General features: G+C 57.9%; 23 protein-coding genes. 5 read left to right on the top strand and 18 right to left on the bottom strand.

Annotated elements, in window-relative coordinates:
- Positions 1–4: 4 nt before the first annotated feature.
- The 18 genes from tssK to tssA all read right to left on the bottom strand — a co-directional run bounded on the left by tssK (position 5) and on the right by tssA (position 17,426).
- A complete protein-coding gene (gene tssK, locus IB254_RS27330; RefSeq protein WP_008030656.1) occupies positions 5–1,336 on the bottom strand; it encodes a type VI secretion system baseplate subunit TssK in 1,332 nt (443 codons plus the stop codon).
- 2 nt (positions 1,337–1,338) lie between these two features.
- Positions 1,339–1,839 carry a type VI secretion system lipoprotein TssJ gene (gene tssJ, locus IB254_RS27325; protein WP_008030657.1) on the bottom strand — a complete coding sequence of 167 codons (501 nt, stop codon included), beginning with the start codon at positions 1,837–1,839 and terminating at the stop codon, positions 1,339–1,341.
- 5 nt (positions 1,840–1,844) lie between these two features.
- Positions 1,845–3,041, bottom strand: a complete 1,197-nt coding sequence (gene tagH / locus IB254_RS27320; protein ID WP_192420520.1) for a type VI secretion system-associated FHA domain protein TagH — start codon at positions 3,039–3,041, stop codon at positions 1,845–1,847.
- A gap of 17 nt (positions 3,042–3,058) precedes the next feature.
- Positions 3,059–3,199 carry a type VI secretion protein gene (locus IB254_RS27315; RefSeq protein WP_192420518.1) on the bottom strand — a complete coding sequence of 47 codons (141 nt, stop codon included), beginning with the start codon at positions 3,197–3,199 and terminating at the stop codon, positions 3,059–3,061.
- A 93-nt stretch (positions 3,200–3,292) separates the two neighbouring features.
- Positions 3,293–4,810 carry a sigma-54 interaction domain-containing protein gene (locus tag IB254_RS27310; RefSeq protein WP_192420516.1) on the bottom strand — a complete coding sequence of 506 codons (1,518 nt, stop codon included), beginning with the start codon at positions 4,808–4,810 and terminating at the stop codon, positions 3,293–3,295.
- 10 nt (positions 4,811–4,820) lie between these two features.
- Positions 4,821–7,463: a type VI secretion system ATPase TssH gene (gene tssH / locus IB254_RS27305; protein ID WP_192420514.1), complete on the bottom strand. Its 2,643-nt coding sequence runs from the start codon at positions 7,461–7,463 to the stop codon at positions 4,821–4,823.
- Between the two features lie 13 nt (positions 7,464–7,476).
- On the bottom strand, positions 7,477–8,484 hold the full coding sequence (gene tssG, locus IB254_RS27300) for a type VI secretion system baseplate subunit TssG (protein WP_008030662.1): 1,008 nt from the start codon (positions 8,482–8,484) through the stop codon (positions 7,477–7,479).
- Complete coding sequence (gene tssF, locus IB254_RS27295; protein WP_008030663.1) at positions 8,448–10,235, bottom strand: type VI secretion system baseplate subunit TssF; 1,788 nt, start codon at positions 10,233–10,235, stop codon at positions 8,448–8,450. Before tssF ends, tssG begins: the two co-directional genes overlap by 37 nt.
- 24 nt (positions 10,236–10,259) lie before the next feature.
- Complete coding sequence (locus IB254_RS27290) at positions 10,260–10,727, bottom strand: hypothetical protein (protein WP_192420513.1); 468 nt, start codon at positions 10,725–10,727, stop codon at positions 10,260–10,262.
- A gap of 276 nt (positions 10,728–11,003) precedes the next feature.
- The gene (locus IB254_RS27285; RefSeq protein ID WP_225602524.1) at positions 11,004–11,432 is read right to left on the bottom strand and encodes a hypothetical protein; all 429 of its coding nucleotides are present in this window, start codon (positions 11,430–11,432) and stop codon (positions 11,004–11,006) included.
- 1 nt (position 11,433) lies between these two features.
- Positions 11,434–11,799 (bottom strand): hypothetical protein, encoded by a 366-nt coding sequence (locus tag IB254_RS27280; RefSeq protein WP_225602523.1) that lies wholly within the window; start codon positions 11,797–11,799, stop codon positions 11,434–11,436.
- 86 nt (positions 11,800–11,885) lie between these two features.
- Positions 11,886–12,092 carry a hypothetical protein gene (locus IB254_RS27275; protein WP_192420512.1) on the bottom strand — a complete coding sequence of 69 codons (207 nt, stop codon included), beginning with the start codon at positions 12,090–12,092 and terminating at the stop codon, positions 11,886–11,888.
- On the bottom strand, positions 12,089–12,892 hold the full coding sequence (locus IB254_RS27270; protein WP_192420511.1) for a hypothetical protein: 804 nt from the start codon (positions 12,890–12,892) through the stop codon (positions 12,089–12,091). The genes IB254_RS27275 and IB254_RS27270 overlap by 4 nt, the downstream gene beginning before the upstream one ends.
- Positions 12,889–13,401 carry a PAAR domain-containing protein gene (locus IB254_RS27265; protein WP_008030675.1) on the bottom strand — a complete coding sequence of 171 codons (513 nt, stop codon included), beginning with the start codon at positions 13,399–13,401 and terminating at the stop codon, positions 12,889–12,891. The genes IB254_RS27270 and IB254_RS27265 overlap by 4 nt, the downstream gene beginning before the upstream one ends.
- A 10-nt stretch (positions 13,402–13,411) precedes the next feature.
- Entirely contained in the window at positions 13,412–13,819 is a 408-nt protein-coding gene (tssE, locus tag IB254_RS27260) for a type VI secretion system baseplate subunit TssE (protein ID WP_008038101.1), read from the bottom strand.
- A 13-nt stretch (positions 13,820–13,832) separates the two neighbouring features.
- Positions 13,833–15,308 (bottom strand): type VI secretion system contractile sheath large subunit, encoded by a 1,476-nt coding sequence (tssC, locus tag IB254_RS27255; RefSeq protein ID WP_008030678.1) that lies wholly within the window; start codon positions 15,306–15,308, stop codon positions 13,833–13,835.
- Positions 15,309–15,333: 25 nt separating this feature from the next.
- Complete coding sequence (tssB, locus tag IB254_RS27250) at positions 15,334–15,837, bottom strand: type VI secretion system contractile sheath small subunit (protein WP_008030679.1); 504 nt, start codon at positions 15,835–15,837, stop codon at positions 15,334–15,336.
- Between the two features lie 32 nt (positions 15,838–15,869).
- A complete protein-coding gene (gene tssA / locus IB254_RS27245) occupies positions 15,870–17,426 on the bottom strand; it encodes a type VI secretion system protein TssA (RefSeq protein ID WP_008038109.1) in 1,557 nt (518 codons plus the stop codon).
- A gap of 674 nt (positions 17,427–18,100) precedes the next feature.
- Here tssA and IB254_RS27240 point away from each other — a divergent pair.
- Genes IB254_RS27240 through IB254_RS27220 form a run of 5 tightly spaced genes read left to right on the top strand, consistent with a single transcriptional unit; the run spans position 18,101 to position 24,927 of the window.
- Positions 18,101–20,128 (top strand): type VI secretion system tip protein VgrG, encoded by a 2,028-nt coding sequence (locus tag IB254_RS27240; protein ID WP_192420510.1) that lies wholly within the window; start codon positions 18,101–18,103, stop codon positions 20,126–20,128.
- The gene (locus IB254_RS27235; protein WP_192420509.1) at positions 20,125–20,973 is read left to right on the top strand and encodes a DUF4123 domain-containing protein; all 849 of its coding nucleotides are present in this window, start codon (positions 20,125–20,127) and stop codon (positions 20,971–20,973) included. The genes IB254_RS27240 and IB254_RS27235 overlap by 4 nt, the downstream gene beginning before the upstream one ends.
- A complete protein-coding gene (locus IB254_RS27230; RefSeq protein WP_192420508.1) occupies positions 20,970–21,761 on the top strand; it encodes a hypothetical protein in 792 nt (263 codons plus the stop codon). The genes IB254_RS27235 and IB254_RS27230 overlap by 4 nt, the downstream gene beginning before the upstream one ends.
- A 41-nt stretch (positions 21,762–21,802) precedes the next feature.
- Positions 21,803–22,594, top strand: coding sequence for a hypothetical protein (locus IB254_RS27225; RefSeq protein ID WP_192420554.1), 792 nt, complete (start codon positions 21,803–21,805; stop codon positions 22,592–22,594).
- Positions 22,591–24,927: a lipase family protein gene (locus tag IB254_RS27220; RefSeq protein ID WP_192420506.1), complete on the top strand. Its 2,337-nt coding sequence runs from the start codon at positions 22,591–22,593 to the stop codon at positions 24,925–24,927. Before IB254_RS27225 ends, IB254_RS27220 begins: the two co-directional genes overlap by 4 nt.
- Positions 24,928–25,390 lie beyond the last annotated feature (463 nt).

Genomic DNA, 25,390 nt, shown 5'->3' with positions numbered 1-25,390 from the left:
TCGGTCAGTTCCTGATGGCCCAGAATTTCAATTCAAGCTCGGCGAATTCGCCGGACACGTGGAACGCGAAGCCGCCGGAGCGCTCCAGTTGTGCCAGGTCTTCGGAACTGAGTTCGAGAATGAAATAGGTTTTGTTGGAGTGGAACGCGATCTGCCGTGGGGCCACCGGCAACGGTTTGACCTTGATGCCCGGCAGGTGCAGGTTGACCAGTTGGCGGATGCGCTCCACCGGGCCGACCTTGAGGTGCGCCGGCAAGCGGTGGCGCAGTTCTTCGGAATCGCAGTTGGCGCTGGCCGCGAGCACGAACGACGCCGAGCCCAGCAGTTTGTGGTCGTGCAACGGCGAGACGATGATCCCGTACTGACGCGCTTGCAGGACCAGTTCGATGGCGTGCTGTTCGAGCACCATCGACAGCACCTGACGAATCGCTTCCATCAGTTTGCGGAAGCTCGCGCCCTGATCGCTGTGCTGGTAACGGCTGTCCAGACGCGGGCGTTTGCTGTCGCTGGAGAAGGTCGCCAGATCACCGAGCATGGTCAGCAGCGTGCGGTACAACTCTTCCGGGTGAACCTGTTCCAGACCGAGGTAGTGACGCAGCAGCAGCTCGGTGCGGTTGATCAGTTGCAGCATCATGAAGTCGCCGACTTCCGCGCCACCGACCTTGCCGTTGGAGCGAATGCGCTCGGCGATGGTGTCGCCCCGGTGACCGAGCATGCTGATCACTTCTTTCAGGCACGACAGCAAGTAGCTGGAGGAATGCGCCTGAATGTAGGTCGGCACGAAATCCGGATCGAGGCTGATCACGCCATCGGGCGTGGTGTCGAGCACGTCGCAGATCTTCAGCTTCACGTAGGCCTGATCGCTCTGCTGCTCGCCGAGCAACAGTTTGAAGTCCGGGCGACCGCAGCTGACCTGGCTGGCAGAATCGTCGCCGGCGTTGGAGTCGGCCACTTCCGCTTCGTACGCGGTGTAGCGCGCCAGCACGTCGGATTGCTCCGGGCGGCGCGACTCGATGTGGTTACCAGTGACCAGCGGCAGCGCCAGGTAAATCGGCGTATTGCCGGTGTTCGGCGGCACGTCCAGCGCCAGCGGCTCGGTGTTGCCGCCGAGTTCGAACAGGCTGCCGTCCGGCAGAATCCCCGAGGCCTGGCTGATCACCAGTTTGCCCATGTTGAGGAACTGCAAATCGATGTCGAGATTGAGGAAACCCCAGGTGTAACTGCCCAGCAACTGGGTGCGGGTTTTCATCTGGTGGTCGTAGTAGCGATCGTTGTGCTGGAAGTGCTGCGGACGCAGCAGCATGCCTTCCTGCCAAATGACTTTATGGGAATTCATGATCAGTCATCCGCCTTGGCGAGCTTTTCGTTGCTGTTGCGAATACCGGCCTGGTCGAGGGTCAGGTCAGCCTCGGTGACTTCCAGCGGAGTGACTTGCACCGTGTAACGCCATTTGGTTTCCGGCAGGTCGCGGTAGGCCGCGAGGATCCCGACGTAACGGCTGCCCTCCTCCACACTGAGTTTCAGCTCAATGGTTTCGCCCGGGCGCAGTTCGAGTTCTTCGCTAGCCACCAGGTCCGGGGCCAGGGATTCCTTGGCGCGCTCGTACAGGCTGAAGAAGTCGGCGTTCTCGAATGTCACCGGGTGCTTGAGCTCGAACAGACGCACGACAACCGGCGACGGGCGCCCGTTGAGGTCCGGGTTCAGCTGATCGCTGCCGGTGAGCTTCAGGTTGACCTTGGTCACTTTGGAATACGGCGACAGCGACGAACAACCGGCCAGCAGCACCAGCACCGCGAACGCAGTCAGCATCTTGAAAAAAGCGGTCGAGCAGCGAGACATGCGCATCATCCTTGGTGGTCGGTGTGAAGGGTGGAAATCAGACGGATCTGTTCTTCGTAGGCTTGAGCGAAGTCGCGGGCCAGCAGGCGTTCGCTCCAGTCATCGTCCTGACGCAGGGCCTGGTGATAACGACCGTACGCTCTCCAGCGGCTGCCGGAGGTGGCCAGCAACGGCTTGTTGTCGCGCTCGAAACGCAGGGTCAGTTGCTGCGGCGAGAAGTGTTCCAGGGTTCCGCGAACGGCGGCGCGGCTGGCGGTCAGCAAGGCCACCTGATGCGCCTGCAAATCACGGAATGCACGGGAGATCGACTGCTCGGCCGGCAATTGGCCCGGCTTGTTCGGCTGCAACAGAATGCCCAGCGCTTCACCGGCATCGACGGCGAATTTCAGCGGGTTCTTGTTCGTGCCTTGCACGGTGGTCTGGGCCAGACGCAGTTCGTTTTTCAGTTCGCTGCGGGTGCGCAGGCTCTGCTGCAAACCGCCGACGCTTTGCTTGAGCAGACGTGCCGCGTTCAGCGCCAGGGCTTCGCGGGCGTCGTGGTCGAGGCCTTTGAGGTCCACGCCCAGCGCCGCACCGAAGTGCTCCCAGAAACCTTCGCTCTGGCGCTCAGGCGCTTTTGCGACAGGGCTTGGCGCAGGTTCGGCGGGGGCGTTGATCAACTCCGGCACCATCAGGCTTTCCATGTCGATGCGCGCGTAGTCGGCGCGCTGACGGGTGTCCTCGATGGACGTGCTCGGGGTGATCAACTCTTCGATTTCCGAGTACACGCGCTCTTGCTGATCAAGGGCGTTCAGCGGATCGAGATCAAGGAACGCGTCATCCGGGATGATGCTGCCCGCCGCTTGTGGGCGACCGACTTCGACGTCGAAGGTCGCCGGGTCGCGCACCAGCCGCGCACGGATCTCGAAATCACCCAGCACGTAGGTGCTGCCATGCTCGATGCGCATCGGTTCGCCCTTGCGCAGGCGTGCGCCGCTCCCGCCATCCTGGACACCGTTGCTGCTGGTGTCGGTCAGGAAGAACGTCCCTTCGCGAAAGCTGATGTCCACATGGTGATTGGACAGATGACGCTTGCGGTCCGGGATGATCCAGTCGCAATCCTCGCCCCGGCCAATCACGCCGCCGGCCTGCTTGAAGGTCTTCTGGCACAGCTCCGTGGGCACGAACTGCTTGGTGTTCAGCATTTCGAAAACCAATTCCATGGTGATACTCCTTGCGGTCACTTGCCGCGTTTGACCGCCTGCGGATCACCCAATGGGCGATAGGTGTTGTCGTTGAATTTGTAATTGCCGCTGCAGCCGCCAAGGCCGCATAGAACGACGAGGGTCAGCAGGACGGCTTGCCAGTGACGAACAGACATCAGAGGGTCTCCAGGGGTAGACAAAGCACAAAGCGCCGGCCCGTTCGGGCGGCGCTATCAGAAGCGAATGAGGTGAAATCGACGGTCATTTGCCTAGCCATCGAAGTCACCGAGATTGATGTTCAGGCGCCCGAGGCGGTACAGCAGCGTGCGACGCGGCAGGCCGAGTTCGCGGGCGGCGAGGGTCTGGTTGCCGTCGTTTTTGCGCAGGCAATCGAGCAGCAGGCTGCGCTCAACCTGCTCAAGGCGTTCACGCAGGTTCAGGCTGTTGTCTTCCGGCACGGCTTCCATGCGCAGGGAGAAATGCTCGGCCAGCAACTCGCCGCCCTCGCACAGCAACACCGCGCGCTCGACCAGGCCTTTGAGTTCGCGCACGTTGCCGGGGAAGGCATAACCGGACAGGTGATCCAGCGCCGCATCGGACCAACGCACCGCATCGCGCTGCAAGAACGAGCAAGCCTTGTCGGCGAAGTGCCGGGCCAGGTCGAGGATGTCGCCTTCGCGTTGACGCAGGGCCGGCAACTCGATCGGGAATTGCGCGAGGCGGTAGTACAAGTCCTCGCGGAATTTGCCTTCACTCACCAACACCGACAAATCCCGGTGCGTCGCGGCGATGATGCGCACGTCGATCTTGTGGGTGTCGTTGGAACCCAGCGGGCGGATCTCGCCTTCCTGCAACACGCGCAGCAACTTGGCTTGCAGCGACAGCGGCATGTCGCCGATTTCATCGAGCAACAAGGTGCCGCCATTGGCCGCGTCGAACAGCCCGGCGCGGTCGCGATCCGCGCCGGTGAAGGCGCCTTTGCGGTAGCCGAACAGCTCGCTTTCCAGCAGGTTCTCGGGGAACGCTGCGCAGTTCTGCACGATGAACGCCTGGGAACGGCGCGGGCCGCAGTCGTGAATGGCGCGTGCGACCACTTCCTTGCCGGTGCCGGTCTCGCCGCGCAGCAGCACGGTGTACGGGCTGTGCAGGACTTTGCTGATCAGCGAATAGGTTTCGCGCATGGCCTTGCTCTTGCCGATCAAACCGTAACCACTGGCACTCGGGACGCTGGCTTTCAATGGCCGTGCATCACCGACCGGCTGACGCAGGCGTTGCAGCAGATGCAGTTGGCCGAGCACAAACGACCCCAGTTGCCCGAGGGAATCGGCAAAGCCTTGCAGGTCCATGTGTCGGCGGCTGGCGCACAGCAGCAAACCTTCGACCGCCTTCTGCTGATTGACCAGCGGCACGCACAGCAGCGACTGCCACGGTGTGGCCTGCGGCGGCAGGAAGCTGGTTTCGTGCAGGCTGCCGCTCAGTTCGCCGAGGCTCACCACGCGGTTCTGGCACAGGGCAAATTGCAGCAGTTGTTCACCGTTGTAATCCGCCGGCAGGCTCGCCGATTCGCGCGGTTGCAGAATGCCGTTGAGGCACTCGGCGTTCATCCCCAGGCACGTGTGGGTTGCGTCCAGCAGGTACAGCTGCGTCAACTCGCAGCCGCTGAGTTCCGCCACCCCGCGCACGAAGTCACCCAGCAGCGCAGCGCCGTCCGCCGCGCGCGACAGGCTGGCGAACTGCGCCAGCAACGCTTCGGCATACACCAGCGGCTGCGGCACTTGAGTGAACATCACACCCACCTCAGGCGAACTCGCAGGTCACGCTGGCGCCGCCGTCTAGCGTCGCGTGGACGCGCTTGAGGCTTTCACCCGTGGCCATCGCGTCGAGCAAGCGGTCGGCCACCAGCGGCAGCACGTGCAGGTCCAGCAAATGGTCGATCAAGCGCGCGCCGCTGTCGCTTTGGGTGCAGCGTTCGGCCAAGTGATCGACGAGGTCTTGCGAGTAGGTGAAATCCAGCTGACGACGGTTCAGGCGTTCGCCCAGACGACCGAGTTTGATTTCGATCAGCTCGCGCAGCACCGGGCCGCCGACCGGGTAGTAAGGCACCACGCGCATCCGCGCCAGCAGCGCCGGTTTGAAGTGTTTGCTGAGCACCGGGCGAATGGTTTCTTCGAGCACTTCGGCGGTCGGCCGCGCGCCGTTTTCGCAGAGGTCGCTGATGCGGTCGCTGCCCAGGTTCGAGGTCATGAGGATCAGCGTGTTGCGGAAGTCGATCTCGCGACCTTCGCCGTCGTTGGCCACGCCTTTGTCGAAGATTTGGTAGAACAGGTTGAGCACGTCCGGGTCAGCCTTTTCGACTTCATCGAGCAGCACAACGGAGTACGGCTTCTGACGCACGGCTTCGGTGAGCATGCCGCCCTCGCCGTAACCGACGTAGCCCGGTGGTGCACCGATCAGGCGCGACACGGTGTGTTTCTCCTGGAACTCGGACATGTTGATGGTGGTGATGAAACGATCACCGCCGTACAGCAAATCGGCGAGGGCCAGCGCGGTTTCGGTCTTGCCGACGCCGCTCGGGCCGACCAGCAGGAACACGCCAACCGGTGCATCGGGTTTGTTCAGGCCGGCAGCGGTGGCGCGCATCGAGCGGTCCAGTGCGTGAACGGCTTGTTCCTGACCACGGATGCGGGTGCGCAGGTCGGTGGCGAAACTGGCGACCTTGGCGTTGTGCTCGCGGGCCAGTTGCGCCAGCGGCACGCCGGTCCAGGCGCTGATGACTTCGGCGACCAGACGCGGGCAGACTTCGAAGCTCACCAGGCGTTCTTTGACCTGAGCATCGGTCAGGGCTTTGTGAGTTTCGTTGAGCGCGGTTTCGAGGGACGCGACGTCATTCACCGTATCGAGGGTTTCGATCACCGTGCCTTCGGCGTCTTCTTCAACCGTGACGGTCGGTTCGACGGCAGCCGCTTCGCGAGCCTTGGCCAGTTGCTGACGCAGATCCAACAGGCGCTCGGCCAGTTCTTTCTGTTCGGTCCACAGCGTTTCGAGGGCGACCATTTCGTCTTCGGCGGCAGCCAGACGATCTTTCAGCGCGTCGAGCGCTTCGTGATCAATCAACAAACCGGCTTCAGCATCACGACGCAGCGCCTGACGCTGACGACCTCCTTCAGCCAGTTCACCACGCAGACGTTCAAGGCTTTCAGGTGCGGCGGCGAGGCTGATGCGAACACGGGCGCAGGCAGTGTCGAGCACATCGACGGCTTTGTCCGGCAGCTGACGACCGGCGAGGTAACGGGCGGACAACTCAGCCGCCGCCACCACCGCGTCATCGCGCAGGTAGATGCCGTGGCTCTTCTCGTAGACCTGCGCCAAACCACGGAGGATGGTCACCGCTTCGCTGACGGTCGGTTCGTGCAGTTGCACCGGCTGGAAACGACGGGCCAGGGCCGGGTCTTTTTCGAAGTACTTCTTGTACTCCGCCCAGGTGGTGGCTGCGATGGTGCGCAACTCGCCACGGGCCAAGGCTGGTTTGAGCAGGTTGGCCGCATCGGAACCGCCGGCATTGCCGCCCGCGCCGATCAGCGTGTGGGCTTCGTCGATGAACAGGATGATCGGTTTCGGCGAGGCTTTGACCTCATCGATCACGCCTTTGAGACGACGCTCGAACTCACCTTTGACGCTGGCGCCGGCCTGCAACAGGCCCATGTCCAGCGACAGCAGCTCGACGCCTTTCAACACTTGCGGCACTTCACCGGCGGCAATGCGTGAAGCCAAACCTTCGACAATCGCGGTTTTACCAACACCAGCTTCGCCGACCACAATCGGGTTGTTTTTGCGGCGACGGGCGAGGATGTCGACCATCTGCCGAATCGCGCCATCGCGGCACAGCACCGGGTCGAGTTTACCGTCGCGGGCCTGTTGGGTCAGGTTGTGGGTGAAGCGCTGCAGCAGCGATTCGCCCGGCACGGCAGGCTTACCGGTGGCTGGTTGCTCTTTCTGCGACAGGGCAAATTCTTTCAGGCGCTCGATGTTCAGCTTGGCCAGCAACGACTGGTAGCGGCTGCCGGCGTAGCGCATCGGGTTGCGCAGCAGCGCGAGGATCAACGCGGCTTGCTCGACCTGGCTCTGGCCCAGTTCAAGGTTGGCCACCAGCAACGCGTCTTGCAGCCACTGCACCAGTTCCGGGGCGAACACCGGGTTGCGCGAGGCGCTGTGCTCGACCCGCGATTGCAGCGCGGCGCTCAGCTCGCCGGCATCCACTTCGGCGTCTTGCAGCGCGCGTGCGAGCAGGCCTTGCGGGCGCTCCAGCAGGCCCAGCAGCAAGTCTTCGACGAGGATCTTGCTGCCGCCACGGGCGACGCAGCGTTCGGCAGAACTTTCCAGATCACGACGGGTTTCGGCGTCCAGCGCCTGGATAAGTTGTTGCAGGTCTACGTTGATCATTGGTCATCTGTCCTTAATGAATTTTGCTGCCCAGGGTCACCACGCCGTCCGCTTTTTCGCGGCCCAGCCAACTGGTCCATCCCAGGCGACAGGCGTTCTGCTCACCGATGCGCAGTTCGCGGATTTCTTCCTGGCGCAACACCAGGCGAATGTCGTAGTCGAGCGGGTCACGCAGGGTGAACCGCACCAGCGCGCACAGCGGCTGGTAGCCGAAACCGATCGGCAGGAATTCGTGAAAGCGTTGCCAGTCGAGTTCGCGGATGTGAATGCGGAATTTGCCGCTGCGGTCGCGCACGTGTTCGCCCAGCACCAGGTCTTCGCCGAGCAGGCTGTTGGCGCGGCCCAGACGGTTGCGCTGCTCGTCGAGAATCTCCACCCGGCGCTCGATGCATTGCTCGATGGTCAGTTCGGCGTGCTTGAAGTAGTAACGCAGTACCGCTTCGATCAGCGCCGCCGAGTGCGCCCGCAAGCTGAGCAAACCGAGGTACGGCAGCAGGCGTTTCCAGTTCAGTTCCTGGGCCTTGCGGATCTCTTCGCCGCCAAGGCCGATCAAGGCAAACAGCTGCGCCGAGAACGGGTCGAGCGCACCGCTCTGGAAGCTTGCGCGGTAGCGGTACTTGCGCCAGATCGGCAGCATCAGCCGTTGCAGGCGATGGTGAAACAGGTCGAGGAAGTTGCGGGTCGGGTTGCCGTCTTCGCTGTCGCCCAACGCCTGTTCGCCGTAGAACGCCGGCAGCGGCGAACCGGAACCGACCAGGCCGATCAGGTTGAACCGCAGGCGCGCACGCATGTGCCCGTGCTCTTGGAAAAACTCCACGCGATCAACGTCGCTGCCAGGGAAACCCAGGCTCGGGTTGGCCTGGAATTCCAGCTGGTCGTACAGGTCGTCTTCGCTCAGGTGCGGGTGGGCCTCGCGCAGCCGGTCAATCACCAGCAGCACGGCCTGAAACAGCGAGTACTCGCGTATTCCTCGGGTCAGTCCGCTTAAAGAAGCGGCTGCAGGCCCATACGTGGTGTCCATTGGTACACCTCTCCCTGTGTGCTTTTTACCCGCAGCTCGTGGTACGAATTGAGACTGGCGTAAAGCGCGAAAAACTCGTTGAGAACCGAAGCGAAAACGAACAGGTCGCCCTCGCCGATATACCCTTCCGGGTCGATGGTCAGCTCGGTGCGCAACCCGCGTACCGGCAACCCTCGGTGCAACCGGTCGACGTGGTGGTGCTTGATCGACTTGAGCCCGCCGAGCAGGCGCTTGCTGACCTTTTCCGCGTGTTGGTCGTAGTAGCGCGGCAAGTCGTAGGTTTCGAGAATCACCTTCAACGCATTGACGTCGGCCAGGGACAAATAGTTAAGCGACATGTTGCTGATCAACTTCCAGAGGAAGTCGCGGTTCAGCGGCGGCGCGAAACTCGACGTGGCCGGGGTGATGTTGCGGAAGCTCAAAAACTCCGGCGTCTCTTCGCAGGCCATGCAGATGTCTCCGAGCTTGAGCTTGCGCGGCAGGTTCTGGTTGGTGCACATCAGCTCGATCGACAGGGTTTCATGGGCTTCGGTGTGGCGGATGCCGAAGCTCAGGTAGGTGTCGAGGCCGTCGTGCAGCAAGGAGGAACGCTGGCGAATGCTGTAATGCGGACGGCTGTTGGGCACGTCGAAACTCGGGTCGTGCTCGAACGATTCGAACGGCACGTACTCCTGATAACCGAGGCCGCCGGGCTTCCAGCCAGTCACGGTTTCCACCGAGAACACGCCGCAATTTTGCAGATCGAATTCAGCGGGCAGCAGCAGGTATTCGTCCTGCTTGCCGTCGAGGCGGATCGGCAAGGCGTCGTGCTTGAACAGGTTGACGATGGGCGTGCAGTAGAGCTTCACGTTGTCCAGGGTCGGACGCATGCGCATGATGCCGCTCTTGCGAATGTCGAAGCGCAATTCGAGGCCGCGCATCTGCTTGAGCGTGTCTTCCGGCAGGGCTTTGAGCAGGTCCAGACCGTTGATATCAACGAAGAGGAATTTGTCCTGGAAGGCGAAGTATTCCTGCAAGTAGCGATAGCCGCGGAAGGTGTTCAGCGGATACGGGATCAACGCTTCTTCTTCGGCAAAACCCACCGGCTGCACCCGATCGCCGGGCATCTTGAACGCCATCGGCGTGCCGTTGACGCCGTTGATGGGCTTGCCGGCGCCGTCCAGCGGGATCAGCTCAATGCCTTCCAGATTGCGCAGCAGGCTCAGGTAAAGCATCTGGCTGATGTAGCGCTCACCGGCGAAGTGCAGACGCAGGCGGCTCAACTCCAGCTCACCGAGGTGACCGTCGGCGCTCATCTCCAGACGCAGGCTCAACAGCGAACCGTCGCCCTTCACCGAGTAATTCAGCGCGGCCAGATCCAGCGGCAACACCTCGGTTGGGTAGCAGGTGCGGAAGCGGCAACGCACGTCATCGATCGGCACGCTCTCGATTGGCGTGTCGCGCTCGACCCTCAACGCAGGACCCGAACGCTTCAACGGATCGAACTGCAAAATGCTGAACGCCGGCAACGGCCGCATGTAGTTGGGCCACAGCAGGTGCATCAGGGAATGACTGAGCTCCGGCAGTTCGTCGTCGAGCTTCTGACGCAGGCGACCGGTCAGGAATGCAAAACCCTCCAGCAACCGCTCCACGTCTGGATCTCGGCCGGCCTGGCCAAGGAAAGGCGCCAACGCCGGGCTACGCTCGGCGAATCGACGACCTAACTGGCGAAGTGCGGTGAGTTCGCTTTGGTAGTAGTGGTTAAAGGACACGGGGTACCTTCCTGGTGGTGGATCTCATGAAAAAACTGTCCTGTAGAGCGCGACGGTCAGGCCGGAAACCACGTAGCCGACGATGAGCAAGTACGGTAAAAACGCCAGCCAGCCCAACGTCATTGCGAAGCCAGCCATATCACCCAGCAATGCGTTTACCAGCCCATAAATCACCCAGGGGACGAAGTAAAACGGGATGAACATCAACGGTGCACACCAGATTTTTTTGATGATCTGCTGTTCGGTTTTTCCGCTCAGCGCACGCGTTGCCCACAGGGCAAAAGCGGTATAGGCCGGGATGCCGAATGCGAGGACGTAGATCAACATCATCTGATGCCAGTTCAAAACCGACGCGCTTTCGTTGCTCTGCTCAATCAATATGAGAAGCAACAACACCAATAGCGGTACCCAGAGCACAACCCTGAAAAAATTCGGACAAGCGCAACTTCCACTTTTCTGGATGTTCTGCGCTGGATTATTAGTAAATTTCATTGAACACCCAGTGATTGAAGCTATAAAGCGCAACAACACCTACAGCGGTAGCGACCAAGGAATGAAATCCAGCTTGTAAGCGCTTCGACTTAAAAACAACTACCACTGTCTTTACAAAATAATAAAAAACACATGCCATCAGCGGAATATAAAGCACCGCACAAAAAACAAACAAACTTCCGTAAACATCAACACCACTCACTAACCATCTGGTTTTTGGGTCAGTGAATGACATAAAAAGCAAATTCGCAGAGATAAAAAAATAAAAATACCTAATCACGACATTGGCCCACCTGAATAACACACAGGAAGCACAAATAGCGCCAACAAGCTGACTATCCAAAGCACCAACAAATAGTAGTTACCAGGCATTCTGCAGACCGCCCACCCCTTAACCACCCCATAACCAATAGCGAACTGCAATAGTAAGAACGAAATCACTCCCAATGGAACGGAAAGCAAATAACTATAAGGTTCAGCAAATCCAAACCGGACAACCGCATAAATTTCGAGCAATGCAAACGGTACGATCAATGCGACTGCCATGATGATCATAGCTTTGACTTTTGTTGCACTACTCATCAACGCAAGCCTCCGCGAATAGAGGGTCTTTGCCAATTCGAGCCGGCGCTGCTCACCTGAAACCAAGCAAACATTGAGGACAGCCCCCTTTTCCGTTAAGTTAAGGAATGCGCATGCTGTCATGTTACTTCACCAACGCCGGGTTCAACTTCAATGCAGTTTCGTCCTGCAAGTAAACTTCATCACCTCCGTCGTAACCCATAAAATCTTCGTTAGAAAGCTGGCTCCCGTCCGTCTTCACATGTGTCACCCAGCCTTTGGACCAGATATCACCGCTTTCATGGCGTATTTCGACGTAGTAGCTTGGGGGGCTCGACTTTGTAATTTCAAAGAAGGAGCCACCGTCTTCCGCCCCGCTCCAAAAAGCATTTGGATGATCTTTCAATACAGGCCCCTTTCCGTCATCACGCTCCAGCAGAGCAAACACCGCCACTACGAGCAGAACAAAGATAATAGCGAGTGAGATGGCTAGTCTTTTCAGAATCTTCATTCGTCTATTTCCAATTTGTCATCAGCAAAATTGACAATGGGGGCAGACCCCTTTTTGCGCGGCCCCCACTCACAAAACTGGCTCATTCAGGCCGGCGGCTGATTTAAGTAATAAGTACCAATGATATGAATCACCGGCACTATCAGCACACACACATACATCATAATTTTATGGAGGCGCCTTTCTCTGACTTGTCTAAACAACCCCACCAGCGCCACTAACGAACATAAAATCGCCAACACACCAAAAAAATCGCTATCAGCAACGCTTGCCAAATAGTCTCGAAAAGTCATTTGTTGAACTCCATAAAATTCCACCTATAAAACAGGAATTTCTTCAGGAAATCTTCAGCCATTGCCCCTGTACTTTCATTACGGTAAGTCCAACCCACCGCATGCTTTGTGTAATATCCTTTCTCTATCGGCATTCCCGCGTAGCCCGAGTTTTGCGGATCAGCCATGTTTGATCCAAGCCATTTTTGAATCGTAGTGAAAGGACGGACGCTTACTCCGCTTGTGTTGCCCTGCCTAATTTCGATTTTCGACTCGTTGACACTCACGGTAATTTGAACGTGGTGGGCGATGTCCTTGGGCCGGTCCAATGCTTGAGCGAGGATATCTCCAGGTAGCAAGGCCTCGGCTGTCTCGACCGATAACGTATTTTCGCCAACTCGCTGCATATCTGGGGCGCCGTAAGTCAACATGACCATTTCGCAGAAACCATACATGTGCGATAGGTAGCGATCATGCTCAGCGGCAGAGTAGTTCTCCATATTTCTATAGGTTCTTACTCCGGTTTTTAGCTTAATCGGCAACCCGCGACTAGAGGAAAATTCACAAAGCAATCTGAGTGCGAAATCTTCACAGGTGAATTTATTTCCGCTAACCGCCCCCTCTTTAGTCCAGTATTTTTCTACGATAAGCCGTTCTGCTATCTCTGGTGCTTCTTTGTGATAGTCAGCAATATCCGCATCAGTCCAGAAAGCAGTTGTTTTCCAGAACACCTTGTAAGTAACTTTTTTTGGTGCTTTGTCTTCCTTTGGAGTAAGTGCAATTGAGCGCGCCATTAATGTAGATAGAACTTCTGCACTCATACCATTGCCCCACCAATCGCAGCGTGAAAGTCGAAGGCTTCACCTTCCTTACCACCGACTAACTGGGTTCTTCCCATCGCATCGCTCTGGCCAGAGATGACCTGACCTTTAGCCGTAGTGATCTGATAGGGAATATCCTGCAGAGGATTTCCATCCTGATCTTCCATCACTACATGCTGAGTGTGGGTAAACAGCATTAACGGCAACGGCGCCACAAACGGCACCGGCGAATGAGAATTCCCGATAATCACCGTCCCGGACCCGGCCGTAACCTTGTTGCCATGAGTCCCAACGGAATCCACTGTCGCAGCCGGTTTCCCGTTAATCAAAACCGTCGTCGCCAACCCTCCCGACATCGCACCACCACACGCCGAGGCATCGCCTTGGCGGGCGGCCGCGAGGCCGTCGAAGAAGACGTCGCCGGAACCGGCGGCGATCGGGTTGGTGCCGTGGCCGGGGAGCGGGCAAGCGGTGGGGTCGGATACGCGTGCTGCTGGTTTGCCGGACATACGAATCTCCTTAAGTGACCTTGACTTGACCGCTGCCATCCAGGCGCGCGGCGAAACTGACCTGGCGCTTGAAACCATCAACTTCCAGCAGGCCTTCGATGCTGAAGGACAGGCGAAGCTGATCGTTGTCACGCGGCAGGGAGATGACACGCACGTTGCTCAGGCGCGGTTCGTAGGCTTCGATGAAGCTTTCGATGGCCAGGCGGGCCTGACTCAGGGAGTCGTGCAGGCTCAGGCGCATGTCATTGAGATCGGGTAGCCCGTAATCGGACAGCGTTTGCACGCTGCCCGCACGGGTGCTGAGCATCTTGGCCAGATGGGCAGCCACGGACGCCATGGCGGAGACCTCGCGGCTCCAGCCGACGCGTTTGTCCGCGTCGCCACCCAGGCGTTCGAAAAGGCTGCCGTATCCAGTCATGAGTTAGCTCCGCTTACTCTTTGTCCAGCTTGCCAACCAGCGACAGGGTGAAATCGGCACCCATGTACTTGAAGTGCGGACGCACGTTCAGGCTGACGCGGTACCAGCCAGGCTCGCCTTCGACATCGCTGACGATGATCTGGGCAGCACGCAGCGGACGACGACCACGGACTTCGGCGCTCGGGTTTTCCTGGTCGGCCACGTACTGGCGGATCCACTTGTTCAGTTCCAGCTCGAGGTCGGTGCGTTCTTTCCACGAACCGAGTTGCTCGCGCTGCAGCACTTTCAAGTAGTGAGCCAGGCGGTTGACGATCATCATGTACGGCAGTTGAGTGCCGAGCTTGTAGTTCAGCTCTGCCGCCTTGCCTTCTGCGCTGATGCCGAAGAACTTCGGCTTCTGCACCGAGCTTGCGGAGAAGAACGCCGCGTTGTCGGAGCCTTTGCGCATGGTCAGGGAGATGAAGCCTTCCTCGGCCAGTTCGTATTCACGACGGTCGCTGACCAATACCTCGGTAGGGATCTTGGTTTCGATTTCGCCCATGCTTTCGAAGTGGTGCAACGGCAGGTCTTCAACCGCGCCACCGCTCTGTGGGCCGATGATGTTCGGGCACCAGCGGAATTTGGCGAAGCTGTCGGTCAGCTTGGTGCCGAACGCGTAGGCGGTGTTGCCCCACAGGTAGTGCTCGTGGCTGTTGGCGACGGTTTCTTTGTACACGAACGATTTGACCGGGTTTTCTTCCGGATCGTACGGGTTGCGCAGCAGGAAACGCGGCACGGTCAGGCCAATGTAACGGGAGTCTTCCGACTGGCGGAAGCTCTGCCATTTGGCGAATTGCGGACCTTCGAAGTGATCTTTCAGATCCTTCAGGTCCGGCAGGCCGGTGAAGCTTTCCAGGCCGAAGAATTTCGGGCCGGCGGCGGCAATGAACGGCGCGTGGGACATGCACGCAACGCTGGACACGTACTGCATCAGTTTCACGTCCGGCGAGCTTGGGGACATGAAGTAGTTAGCGATGATCGCGCCTACCGGCTGACCACCGAACTGGCCGTATTCAGCGGTGTAGATGTGCTTGTACAGGCCAGCCTGCATCACTTCCGGCGAATCTTCGAAGTCGTCCAACAGGTCTTCTTTGGAGACGTTGAGGATTTCGATCTTGATGTTTTCGCGGAAGTTGGTGCGGTCGACCAGCAACTGCAGGCCACGCCACGACGATTCCAGGGACTGGAAATCCGGGTGGTGGAGGATCTCGTCCATCTGACGGCTGAGCTTGGCATCGATCTCGGCGATCATGCGGTCAACCATGGCTTTCTTGACCGGCTCGCCGTTGTTCTGCGGCTTGAGCAGCTCTTCGATGAAGGCCGACACACCGCGCTTGGCGATGTCGTAGGCTTCGTCGTCCGGGGTCAGGCGGGTTTCGGCGATGATGCTGTCGAGAATGCTGTATTCGCCGTTCTCGTTACTCTTTTGCTGCGCTGCACTCGTGCTCATGTTGGCTTCCTTGGCTGATGGAGACTCAGACGTCCTGGGCGGCGGCGTTCAGGCCCAGCTCACCCAGTACGCGACCGCGGGATTCGTCGTCGGCGAGAACGCCTTCGATGGCTTTGCGGAACGCAGGCGCGTTACCCAGCGGGCCTTTGAGGGCCACCAGCGCGTCGCGCAGTTCCATCAGTTTTTTCAGCTCAGGCACTTGCTCGACCAGGCTGGCCGGGTTGAAGTCCTTCATCGAGTTGACGCGCAGTTTCACGGCCAGTTCTTCAGTGTCGCTTTCTTCCTGAAGACGGTTCGGTACGCTCAGTGTCAGCTGCAGCTCTTGCTTGGCCAGCACCTCGTCGAAGGTCATCTTGTCGATGCTGATCGGCTTGCGATCTTCGACTTTGCGTTCGTCCTTGCGGTGGGTGTAGTCACCGATTGCCAGTAGTTTCAACGGCAGTTCGATCTCTTCCTGGGCACCACCGGTGGCAGGTTTGAACGTGACGTTGATGCGTTCCTTGGGGGCTACCGAGCCTTCTTTGGCCATGGCTTTTCTCCTTGCGGTTGTGGCCCTGGGGCCTATTCGAGTACCACTTCGAGATCGAGGTGGCACAGCCTGCGATAAATCTCTTCCTTGCGTTCACGTACGGCATGGTTCTGCGGCAACAACTCGCAGCAGCTATGCAGTAAATGCAGCACTTCCAGCGCAAGATCGGGCTCCCAGGCGTGCAGGCCTGAGTCCTGTAATGTTTGGTCGAGGGTTTCGAGTTGGGTCTTGGCCAGTTCGTACTTTTTGGCCATGAAGCACAGTCGCGCGAGGGCGAACTGCCAGAAGAACCGAACGCGCCCGCCGTTGGCGCTTTGCAGGCCCTGCTTGAGGATTTGCACGGCAGCCTTGAGGCCGTCCTTGCGCAGAATCGGCAGGACCTCTTCGAGGGCCAGTTCCCAGGCGGGCTGGGTGTCGGCGACTTCGACTTTGCGCGGCGCACTGGCGCTTTGCAGGTGCGGCATGACGTTGGCGCTGATCCAGGCGCGAGTAGCCGGATCGGCGAACGGCGCGCCGTCATGGAAGCGCAATTCGACGATACCGGGCAGGCGCTGAACCAAAAGCGCGAAGTGGATTTCCACTTCGCGCATCGCCATTTCTGCGTTGAGTGCCTGGAGGCATTCCCAGACCATTCGCTGGCCATCGAACCAGAACGGCGCCTTCGCCAGGCTCGCCTCCAGTTCCACCAACAGGTCGGCGTATTTGCCTTGATCGTAACGGTCCTGATAGGCCTTGAGCTTGTCCGCCGGCAAACCGCGCAGCACGGTGATCTGCTCGGCATTACGTTCGGGGACAGCGTCGATGGGCAACCACAACAGCGTGCGATTGAGGCGCAGGGCACGCAGGTCGGTGGCTTTCTGCTTGAGCCACCAGGCGCACAGCGGCCGGGCGCTTTCTTGCTGCGCGCGCAGGGCTTTGTGGGCTTCTTTTTCGTTGTCGATCGGCGCGCCGGGCGTCAACAGTTGCGTCGCGACTTGTTTGACCTGAGCCACGGCCGCACCGACCACACCTGGTTCCGGCTGGTTGTCGGCGGCGCGTTGCACCATGTTTTTCAGGCGGCGGGAGATTGGCAGCAGCAACGGCGCGTCGTCACCCAGGTGCTCGGTGCACGCGGCGTCGAGGCCTTCGAGGTGTTCCACCAGACGGCGAAACATCGGCAACTGCTCTTTGATCGCGACGTTTTCGGTCAGCACCTGCTCAAGACGCGGCACCAGCCAACTGATTGCAGCGGAGCGCGTACGCGCCTTGTTCGGGTGGACTTCGGCCCAGTGGCTTTCGCACAGGTAGTGCAGCAAACCGAGGCCGGCGAGCAGGCCTTGGAAGGATTCGCGCTGGTACAGGGCCCAGGTCAGCCAGGCGCCGACGCGCAAATCCTTGGACTGGGTGCGCAGCAGGTTTTCGCTGTTTTCACGGATTTTCAGCCAGTCGATCTGACCGCTTTCGTGCATGGACGAGGCTTTGGCCAGCTCGCTTTCCAGTGACTCATATTCGCTCGAAAAGCGAACATCCTCGCCCGCGAAATTCTCTTTGGAAACAGAGGCTTTTGCGAGATCGAGGTAATGAGCAGAAAGTTTGCTTGAGTAGGACATCCATGGCCTTTAGTTTGGATTACGGTCATACGCTCATTGGAGTTCCAACGGCGTGAGACAGAATCAAAGAGCTGCGAAATGTCTCATCCAATTGAGATCGTGCTCTTTCAAAGTGGGCGCATCGTACTCACGATGATGGCCACTAGCAAGCACCCGATTAAACAATAAGACGAAGCGCGTTTATCTCTCGTAGGAGATCTCCCTATATGTAGCAAGGGGATCCCTGATGTCAGTTTAATAATTCAGCGCTCGACCCAACGCCCTGAAACCGTTGAGGTAGAGGCCTCCGCTTCTTTCACCTGAATTAATCGCATATTCATTGCCGATTGCTCCCTTTGGCAGGCGCGCAGCATGCCAAAAACTAAAAAATATAAATGTAGGAGCATTCCGAAATGTTACGGCATCGATGAATAAAGCGACGAGTGACAACTGCCGATAAGAAAAGTGCCATCACTATGATGGCCACTTTGAATTTAAAACAAAGTTCCAAAATGGAACTTCGGGTATCTGGGAAATATCACACCACTCTTCAAGATCCTTCCTACATCAATACTTTGCATGCCTTGTTAGCGTGCCCGGCATTTTGGCGACTTAATCCGGGCACGTATGGCTCGGTTTCGCCGATTTTTCTTTCAGCTTAAGGACGAGCGACTACGTAGCAAAAGGATAAGCGCATGCTTGCATCGGCCAACGTTGCCCACTTCACCCTCCTTATCCCGACGATTCGCAACGACTTCAAAGTGCTGGCCTTCGAAGGCACGGAAACCATCAGCGCCTTGTATTCGATTCAGGTTGACCTGGTCAGCGAGCATCCGGATTTCGATCTGGAAAGCTTGCTCAACCAACCCGCATTTCTCCAATTCGGCCTCAACGGCGAAGGCATTCATGGCCATATCGAAAATGTGGTTGCGGGCGAATCCGGAAAGCGCCTGACCCGCTATCAGCTGACACTGGTCCCCAGCCTCTACTACTTAAAGTTCAGCCACAACCAACGGATTTTCCAGAATCTGACCGTGCCACAAATCATCACTCAGGTTCTCCAAAAACATGGCATGCAGACGGATGTGTTTACCTTCCATGTCAGCACCAGCGTCAAGCGCGAGTTTTGCACCCAATATGGGGAAAGTGACTTCGAATTCGTCCAGCGTCTGTGCGCTGAAGACGGTCTTGCCTGGCATCACCAGCATTCGCCTGAAAGTCATTTGCTGGTGTTCACCGACGACCAGGTCTTTTTACCGACCCTCGGCGCAACCCCCTATCGGCAAGGCGCCGGCATGGTCGCCGAGCATCCGGTCGTCCACCGGTTTGCCATGGGTTTCAGCACCCGCACCAGCACGGTCACACGCCGCGACTATGACCTGGAACGCCCGAGCCTGTTGCTGGAAAGTCGCTTCACCGCAGAATTCACCCCCGAGCTTGAAGACTACCGCTATCCGCTGCCGATGAAGTCTGAGAAACATGGCAAACAGCTCGTCCGCCAAGCACTGGAGCGACACCGCAGCGACTATCAGTTGGTCGTGGGAGCAAGCAATCAGCCGACACTGCGTAGCGGTTACTTGTTCGATCTGACTGAACACTCGCGCACAACCTGCAACGGCATGTGGTTGCTGGTAAGCCTTCATCACGAAGGGAAACAACCGCAATCTCTGGAAGAGGCATTCGTCAGCGACTCTCCACCCGCGGACGGTTTCACTCAAGGCTACCGCAACAGCTTCAACGCTATTCCGTCAGACGTGCTCTACCGCCCTCCTCTGCCTCCCCGAAAACCTGTGTTGGTCTGCCAGACCGCTCGTGTCACAGGTCCGCCCGGAGAGGAAATTTTTTGCGACGAACACGGCCGGGTTCGCGTCGAGCTGCCTTGGGATCGAGCGGAACTCAACAGTGAAAAAAGCAGCTGCTGGCTACGGGTTGCGTCCAGCTGGGCGGGTGAGGGATTTGGCGCGGTGACGATCCCGCGCGTCGGGATGGAAGTGGTCGTGACTTTTCAGGAAGGCGATCCGGATCAACCGTTGATCACCGGTTGCGTGGCCAACAAGGTCATGTCCGTCGCGCATGCACTGCCCGAGCACAAAACCAGAACGGTGCTGCGCAGCCAAAGCTCGCCACGTAGTGGCGGCTACAACGAACTGGCGATTGAAGACCGCACCGGGCAGGAAAAAATCTACCTGCGCGCACAACGCGATATCGAGCAACTGATCCTCAACGACAGCCACAGCCTGATCAACAACGACCGCTTCGAACAGGTGGACAACAACAGCACCAGCCTGATCAGGGGCAAGGAATTACACACCACCCAAGGCGCGCGCAGCACGGTGATCGGCGGTGACGAGTTGATCACTATCAGCGGCAACAGCAGCACCACGTCCGCGGGTTCGCTGGTGATTCAGGCTGGTCAACAGGCTCATGTCACTGCCACCAACGTAGTGATCGATGCGGGCATGAGCCTGACGCTCACGGCGGGAGGTCACCACATTGTCATCAACGCGGGCGGGATTTTCAGCAGCGTACCCATCGTCGAGGGCGGTGCGCCACTGGCGGGTATTCAGCCGTTACAGGCGCTACAAGCTCCGGCTCGCACTGCGAATGCCGCTATCGCCAACCCAATGTCCATCGTCGCCAGCGCCCGACAGCAGGCGGCGGACTACTGCCCGCTTTGCGAGGCCTGTCTTGCTGGCCAATGCAGCATCGGAGAAGTCGCATGAATACCCTTGAACAATGGCTGTTCGATCAATCCCGGTCCGCACGGGAACTCTATCTGGTGCTCGACTCAGACGGTCATCTCGACGAGCGCAACGCGTTAACCAAGGAACTGGGCGCCGAGCGGTACCGCAATCTGTATATAGGCACGGCGGCGAATTCAATGGCGCAAGCAGGCCCTGTTCTTTTTCAGGTGGGGACCGTCAAACATCCGGTCATTCAGGCGCTGCTCGATACGCCAGAGTGTCATTGGGGCTGGCTGGCAAGCGCCGCTCTCACGGACCTTGATGCTTTGGTCGCTCACTGGCGCGACCGGCTGGTGGTCGGTGAGCGCCCGAATCTGGCGCTGTATCGCTTCCACGATAATCGCGTACTGGGGCGCGCCCTCAGCTATCTGCAACCCGAGCAGTACGCCGATTATCTGGGGCCGATTGCCAGCGTCTGTTACTGGCACGCCGAGCAATGGACGGTCACGGACAACCCTGACCCCGGCAAACATCCGCTGCCCCTTGAGCCGGCGTGGCTGAAAACCCCGACGCCGGAGATTGTCTACGCGAATGTGCAGTTCGATAACACGCGCCGCTATTTGGTCCGTGAGCACACCGAGGCCCTGGCTCGGCTCGCCGCAGAGCGGAACGTGGATGACTGGTTATGGGGCCTGATTCAACTGGCCCATTTATGGAATTGGCAGCAACCCGAGCAGGTGCATTTTTTGTTGACTCAGTGCTTGAAGGCACCGGGGTACTTGCCGCCCAGGACATGGCAACCGAAGCCGGAAGAGGACTCGGCGGCGCATTTTGAGCGGGTGTATCAGCAAGTGCTCTATTGGCAGGGAGATGCGCCGGTATGAAGCGGATCTTTCAAAGCTTGGCCCTCGGGAGTTGCCTTGCCTTGAGCGTGGGTTGTTCCGTGTTCGGCAAGTCGGACAGCTTCACCTTCGTCCCCGATTTTCCGCCTGACTTCAAGTACGAGCTTACGGCCAGCTACGTGCCCGCCAAAGGGCAAACGTGCACCGTGCCAGGCGGGAAAGGTACTCAGCTTGGATTCAACAAGGTCTACATGGAATACGAAGCGACTTCAGAGATCCCGCTTTACAGAACCGTTAGCGGCTGTCCGCTGGCGTTGAACCGTGTGGAGGTCGAGGTCATGGGCATCTTTGGCCCTGGACGGGGCAACCGCAGTTATGACGATGGCGCTATTGCCGTGCGCTCAGAGTTGTCGGATCGGAACAAAGGCACGTTCAACGCTGCCGGTGAAAGTGAGTTCTCAGGTGAATGCCAATGGTTTTTCCGCACAGTCGGCCCCAAGCGTTACCTCATAAAAATCCTTTACTGCAAAAAGATTGATGCGCAAGGGAACGTCGCGAAAAGTCGTCCCTTCACGGCTTACACGCTCGATCAGTTGCCAGGAAAAACAGTGAAACTAAAAATCACATTGGCCCATGAGGAGGAGCCTTATATGGGCGACACATGGGTGAAGGTGCCTGACGGCTGGAAGCGCTGTATGGGGAAGGGTTTCGAAGACCAGCATGCGTTTTGCTACGGCAATCACAAGGATTTCAGCACCTTCAGGATGGTGGATGAACGGATTTGCACCATTTACCCAGGCTGCACGGAAAACAAGGATGAAACCCCATGACGCACCCAAAAACGCAATATTTGCGGAGGGCTCCCTCATGCTTGAAACGGATTATCCAAAGTCTGATCCTCAGCAGTTGCCTATCCCTGACATTGGGTTGTTCTGCGCTCGGCAAGTCGGACAGCTTTACCTTCGTCCCCGATTTTCCGCCTGACTTCAAGTACGAGCTGACCGCCACCTATAAGCCCGCCAAAGGGCAGACGTGCACCGTGCCGGGTGGGAAAGGTACTCAGCTTGGATTTAACAAGGTCTACATGGAATACGAAGCGACTTCCGAGATCCCGCTTTACCGAACCGTGAGCGGGTGCCCGTTGGCGTTTAGTCATATGAAGATAAAGATTACGGGCATCTTTGGCCCGGTACTCAGTGACAGAAGCTCTGACTACGCCGCAATTGACGTGCGTTCAGAGCAGTTGGGTCGATACAAAGGCACGTTCAATGCTGCCGGCGTAGGTGAGTTCTCCGGCGAATGCCAATGGTTTTTCCGCACAGTCGGCCCCGAACGCTACCTCATAAAAATCCTTTACTGCAAAAACACTGATGCACAAGGAAACGTCACGAGAATTCGTCCACTTACGACTTACACGCTAGATCAGTTGCCTGGGAAAACCGTAAAGCTGAAGATTTCCTTAAACCATGAAGAGGAGCCCTATAAGGGCGACACATGGGTGAAGGTGCCTGACGGCTGGAAGCGCTGTATGGGGAAAGGTTTCGAAGACCAGCATGCGTTTTGTTACGGCAATCACAAGGATTTCAGCACCTTCAGGATGGTGGATGAACGGATCTGCACCATTTACCCAGGCTGCACGGAAAACAAGGAGGAAAACCCATGAGTGTCGAATCTTTGGCTACGAGCGATATTCCATTTATGAAAGGCAACATCCACGCTTGCCCGTTGCGTGGCCACTCGACAAGTTTTCAGCTAGTAGACGAATTTGGTGATGGCAAGCCCTACGCCGGTTTGACTTACGAAGTTACCGATTACGAAGACACCGTTTACACCGGAAAACTAGATACCAACGGCTCCGCCAAAGTGGAGAACCACTTCTGTGGCCCGGTACTGCTCAAACTGAGCGAGGAGTATCGAGGACTTAATGACGGTTACAGCGAATTAGTTCGCAGGAAGCATTACCCGCTTCCCATCACCGAACTACAAGTACGCGCCGAGAAAACCCGCTTTTTCGACAAATCGGGCGTACGCACTCTGGCAAATCCAGCAAAAGAACTTGCTGATCCTGATGCCTATTATCAAGTTGAAGTGAGCGAACTGGTCAAGCACGTAGCTCATTTGCCGCCGTTGACCTCGCGCGGCACCCCACCAAACACGGTGTTGCACACGCTGTTTCGTCAGCCCGCAACAACCAGAGCATTCACACCTCAGAATAAAGATGGCCCGGATAGCGGGATGGGCGCTGTCATGACCCCTGCGGACATGGGTCTGTTTGAATTGGGGTTCACCCCGCCACCGCCCAAACCAAAAGGGATCGCCTTACTGCCGAACAAACATCATGTGCTGGAAGTGCGCCCGATGAGGGCGCTGCGGCCGATGCTGTCGACTGGCAACGAGTTTTGCGCACTCAATCTCTATCAACTGGCACTGATGTCGACGTTGAGTTACACCGACTTTGGTCAAGACCCGAATACCCAGCCCGTCGAAACGGATAGCGTGAGATTTCCACTTCGGCCCAGCAGTGGCAACTGGTTCGGCCATGCCTTGCCGCAATTTGATGAGCTATGGCAAGTCGATGGCTCACAGACTGCGAAGTTTTACCCCTTGTTTGAAGAGGTGCCTTACTCCAAACGTCTGGAAGTAGTGCCGTTCGACCCGCTGCTGTACCCAGAAGTCAACGATCCGGAGTTGGGCAATGAGCAGGAACACCCGGCGAACGTGAACTTCCTCGATGATCGCAAACAAGCAGAAAGCTCGGACACGCAGGTCTTTATCAGCCATCACGACGAGTTGATATTGGTAAGTGTGAGGGGAACAAGTGAGATTTTAGCCGACGCCTGGCTTGATGCGGATGCTAACCAGGTGCCTTTCGAACAAGGGGATGGAAAGGTACACAACGGGTTTTATAGAGCTGCCAAAGTGGCCTACACATTTGTCGTGGACTACATGGGAAAATTCTACAACGGGCAAAAGCTGGTGATTTGCGGGCACAGCCTTGGCGGTGCGGTAGCGCTGTTACTTGCTGAGATGCTGCGACGCAATAAACGGTATCAACCGGAAATCGTGCTTTACACCTACGGCGCCCCCCGTGCCGCCGACTCAACCTTTATCGAAGCTGCACAATCGCTGCACCACCACCGCGTCGTCTTCCACAACGACCCCGTACCGAGCGTTCCTTCCACCTGGATGAACACGCCGTCCAACCGCGTTCCGGTATATGCCACCCATGGAGCGGTACTTGCTCTCCACCCGGTGGGTGGTTTGGCTTTCTTCATCGGCGGGATCATCAACTTCACGGGTGACCCCTATGCGCATCACGGCAATTTGCGTCACTTCATGCCGGTGGACTTCGACGATGGACGTAAATCCTCCATTCTCTGGGAACCGGGTTGCAGTACGATCAACGACCATGGCTACGCCGAGGCGCTGCGACAGACCAATGGCTTGCCCAAGCGTGGTTCATTTCTGCGGCAGATAATAGACGGCGGCCTTCACTCGATGGTTGGCAGCTACATTCCCGGCTGCTGGGCCACCCTGCGCCGCTGGCAGGAAGCGCAGGAAAAAAGACGTTCGCGGGTGACGTTGACGGAATTCGAACGGGTCAACGCCAATCTGGAAAACGTCAGAGGGCAACTGAAAGCATTGAGCACGAAAATCGAAAGGCAGTCTCGCGCTTATGCCAATCCTCAGCGAGATGCCCAAGACATCAGGGATCTTGAAAAAGAAGTCGAAAATCTCCGGATGACCCAAGCTCGCCTGGAAGCGCCGCACAAGCACACAGTTACCGTGGCCGATGTTTATGGCAGCCATGCCGACCAGCCCGAGTGGGTGCAAGAAATCCTGCTACGTTGGAGAGCCCATCCGAAAAATACTGCCCACGATCCACTGGCGATGATTCCGTCACCCCCGGAAGACAATGGCGCGGCTATTGCGGCAATTACGGGCGGGCATGCGGTGGGCAAACCCTTCCATTTGGATATTGATTCGATTGTGTAGCGCTTGCCCGAATGAAAAAAAGTGGCAGTGTCGCTGCCACTTAAACACCACTTGACCGAGCTTGTTTAAAAGCCTTGTAAGTTACTTCCTGAGAGCTACAACACCTTGCGTCGTTGCCTACGGCTACGCCAGAATCCGCCGGCTTGTGCGCCTTGGAGCTGGTCGGTAACTTGATTCGTGTCACTGCTCATCAGTGATCGGGTTTAGTCGCTCGCTGGTAATTGAAGATGCACAAGCGTCCGTCAGGCAGGTTTTTCCAACCTGTATTTGATGGTGGCTGTGCGTAGGGCACCTTCGGGTGCGCCGGCTTCTTCAATTCCCCGGTCCGACTAACCTGCGTACAGCTGCCACCCTAATGAGATGGTCAGCCCAGTACGGGAACCCCGCTAAATCTAAACTTACCGGGGTTCTCACTTACTTGAGGAGACCTCTCATGGACATCCTGGACTTGCTCGGCCTGGAT

This window comes from Pseudomonas sp. PDM03 (genome assembly GCF_014852385.1).
In the GTDB taxonomy this organism is placed as follows: Bacteria; Pseudomonadota; Gammaproteobacteria; order Pseudomonadales; family Pseudomonadaceae; genus Aquipseudomonas; species Aquipseudomonas migulae.
Note: the sequence above shows the minus strand (reverse complement) of the source record. Positions and strands in the feature narration are given on the sequence as shown.

Coding starts and splice junctions, on each gene's coding strand:
- IB254_RS27230 (WP_192420508.1), top strand. CDS start 20,970: ATGAAGCGGATCTTTCAAAGCTTGGCCCTCGGGAGTTGCCTTGCCTTG.
- tagH (WP_192420520.1), bottom strand. CDS start 3,041: ATGGAATTGGTTTTCGAAATGCTGAACACCAAGCAGTTCGTGCCCACG.
- IB254_RS27315 (WP_192420518.1), bottom strand. CDS start 3,199: ATGTCTGTTCGTCACTGGCAAGCCGTCCTGCTGACCCTCGTCGTTCTA.
- IB254_RS27290 (WP_192420513.1), bottom strand. CDS start 10,727: ATGAAATTTACTAATAATCCAGCGCAGAACATCCAGAAAAGTGGAAGT.
- tssE (WP_008038101.1), bottom strand. CDS start 13,819: ATGACTGGATACGGCAGCCTTTTCGAACGCCTGGGTGGCGACGCGGAC.
- tssK (WP_008030656.1), bottom strand. CDS start 1,336: ATGAATTCCCATAAAGTCATTTGGCAGGAAGGCATGCTGCTGCGTCCG.
- tssC (WP_008030678.1), bottom strand. CDS start 15,308: ATGAGCACGAGTGCAGCGCAGCAAAAGAGTAACGAGAACGGCGAATAC.
- tssB (WP_008030679.1), bottom strand. CDS start 15,837: ATGGCCAAAGAAGGCTCGGTAGCCCCCAAGGAACGCATCAACGTCACG.
- tssA (WP_008038109.1), bottom strand. CDS start 17,426: ATGTCCTACTCAAGCAAACTTTCTGCTCATTACCTCGATCTCGCAAAA.
- IB254_RS27285 (WP_225602524.1), bottom strand. CDS start 11,432: ATGACAGCATGCGCATTCCTTAACTTAACGGAAAAGGGGGCTGTCCTC.
- tssJ (WP_008030657.1), bottom strand. CDS start 1,839: ATGTCTCGCTGCTCGACCGCTTTTTTCAAGATGCTGACTGCGTTCGCG.
- IB254_RS27310 (WP_192420516.1), bottom strand. CDS start 4,810: ATGTTCACTCAAGTGCCGCAGCCGCTGGTGTATGCCGAAGCGTTGCTG.
- IB254_RS27220 (WP_192420506.1), top strand. CDS start 22,591: ATGAGTGTCGAATCTTTGGCTACGAGCGATATTCCATTTATGAAAGGC.
- IB254_RS27265 (WP_008030675.1), bottom strand. CDS start 13,401: ATGTCCGGCAAACCAGCAGCACGCGTATCCGACCCCACCGCTTGCCCG.
- IB254_RS27235 (WP_192420509.1), top strand. CDS start 20,125: ATGAATACCCTTGAACAATGGCTGTTCGATCAATCCCGGTCCGCACGG.
- IB254_RS27270 (WP_192420511.1), bottom strand. CDS start 12,892: ATGAGTGCAGAAGTTCTATCTACATTAATGGCGCGCTCAATTGCACTT.
- IB254_RS27240 (WP_192420510.1), top strand. CDS start 18,101: ATGCTTGCATCGGCCAACGTTGCCCACTTCACCCTCCTTATCCCGACG.
- IB254_RS27275 (WP_192420512.1), bottom strand. CDS start 12,092: ATGACTTTTCGAGACTATTTGGCAAGCGTTGCTGATAGCGATTTTTTT.
- tssG (WP_008030662.1), bottom strand. CDS start 8,484: ATGGACACCACGTATGGGCCTGCAGCCGCTTCTTTAAGCGGACTGACC.
- IB254_RS27280 (WP_225602523.1), bottom strand. CDS start 11,799: ATGAAGATTCTGAAAAGACTAGCCATCTCACTCGCTATTATCTTTGTT.
- tssH (WP_192420514.1), bottom strand. CDS start 7,463: ATGATCAACGTAGACCTGCAACAACTTATCCAGGCGCTGGACGCCGAA.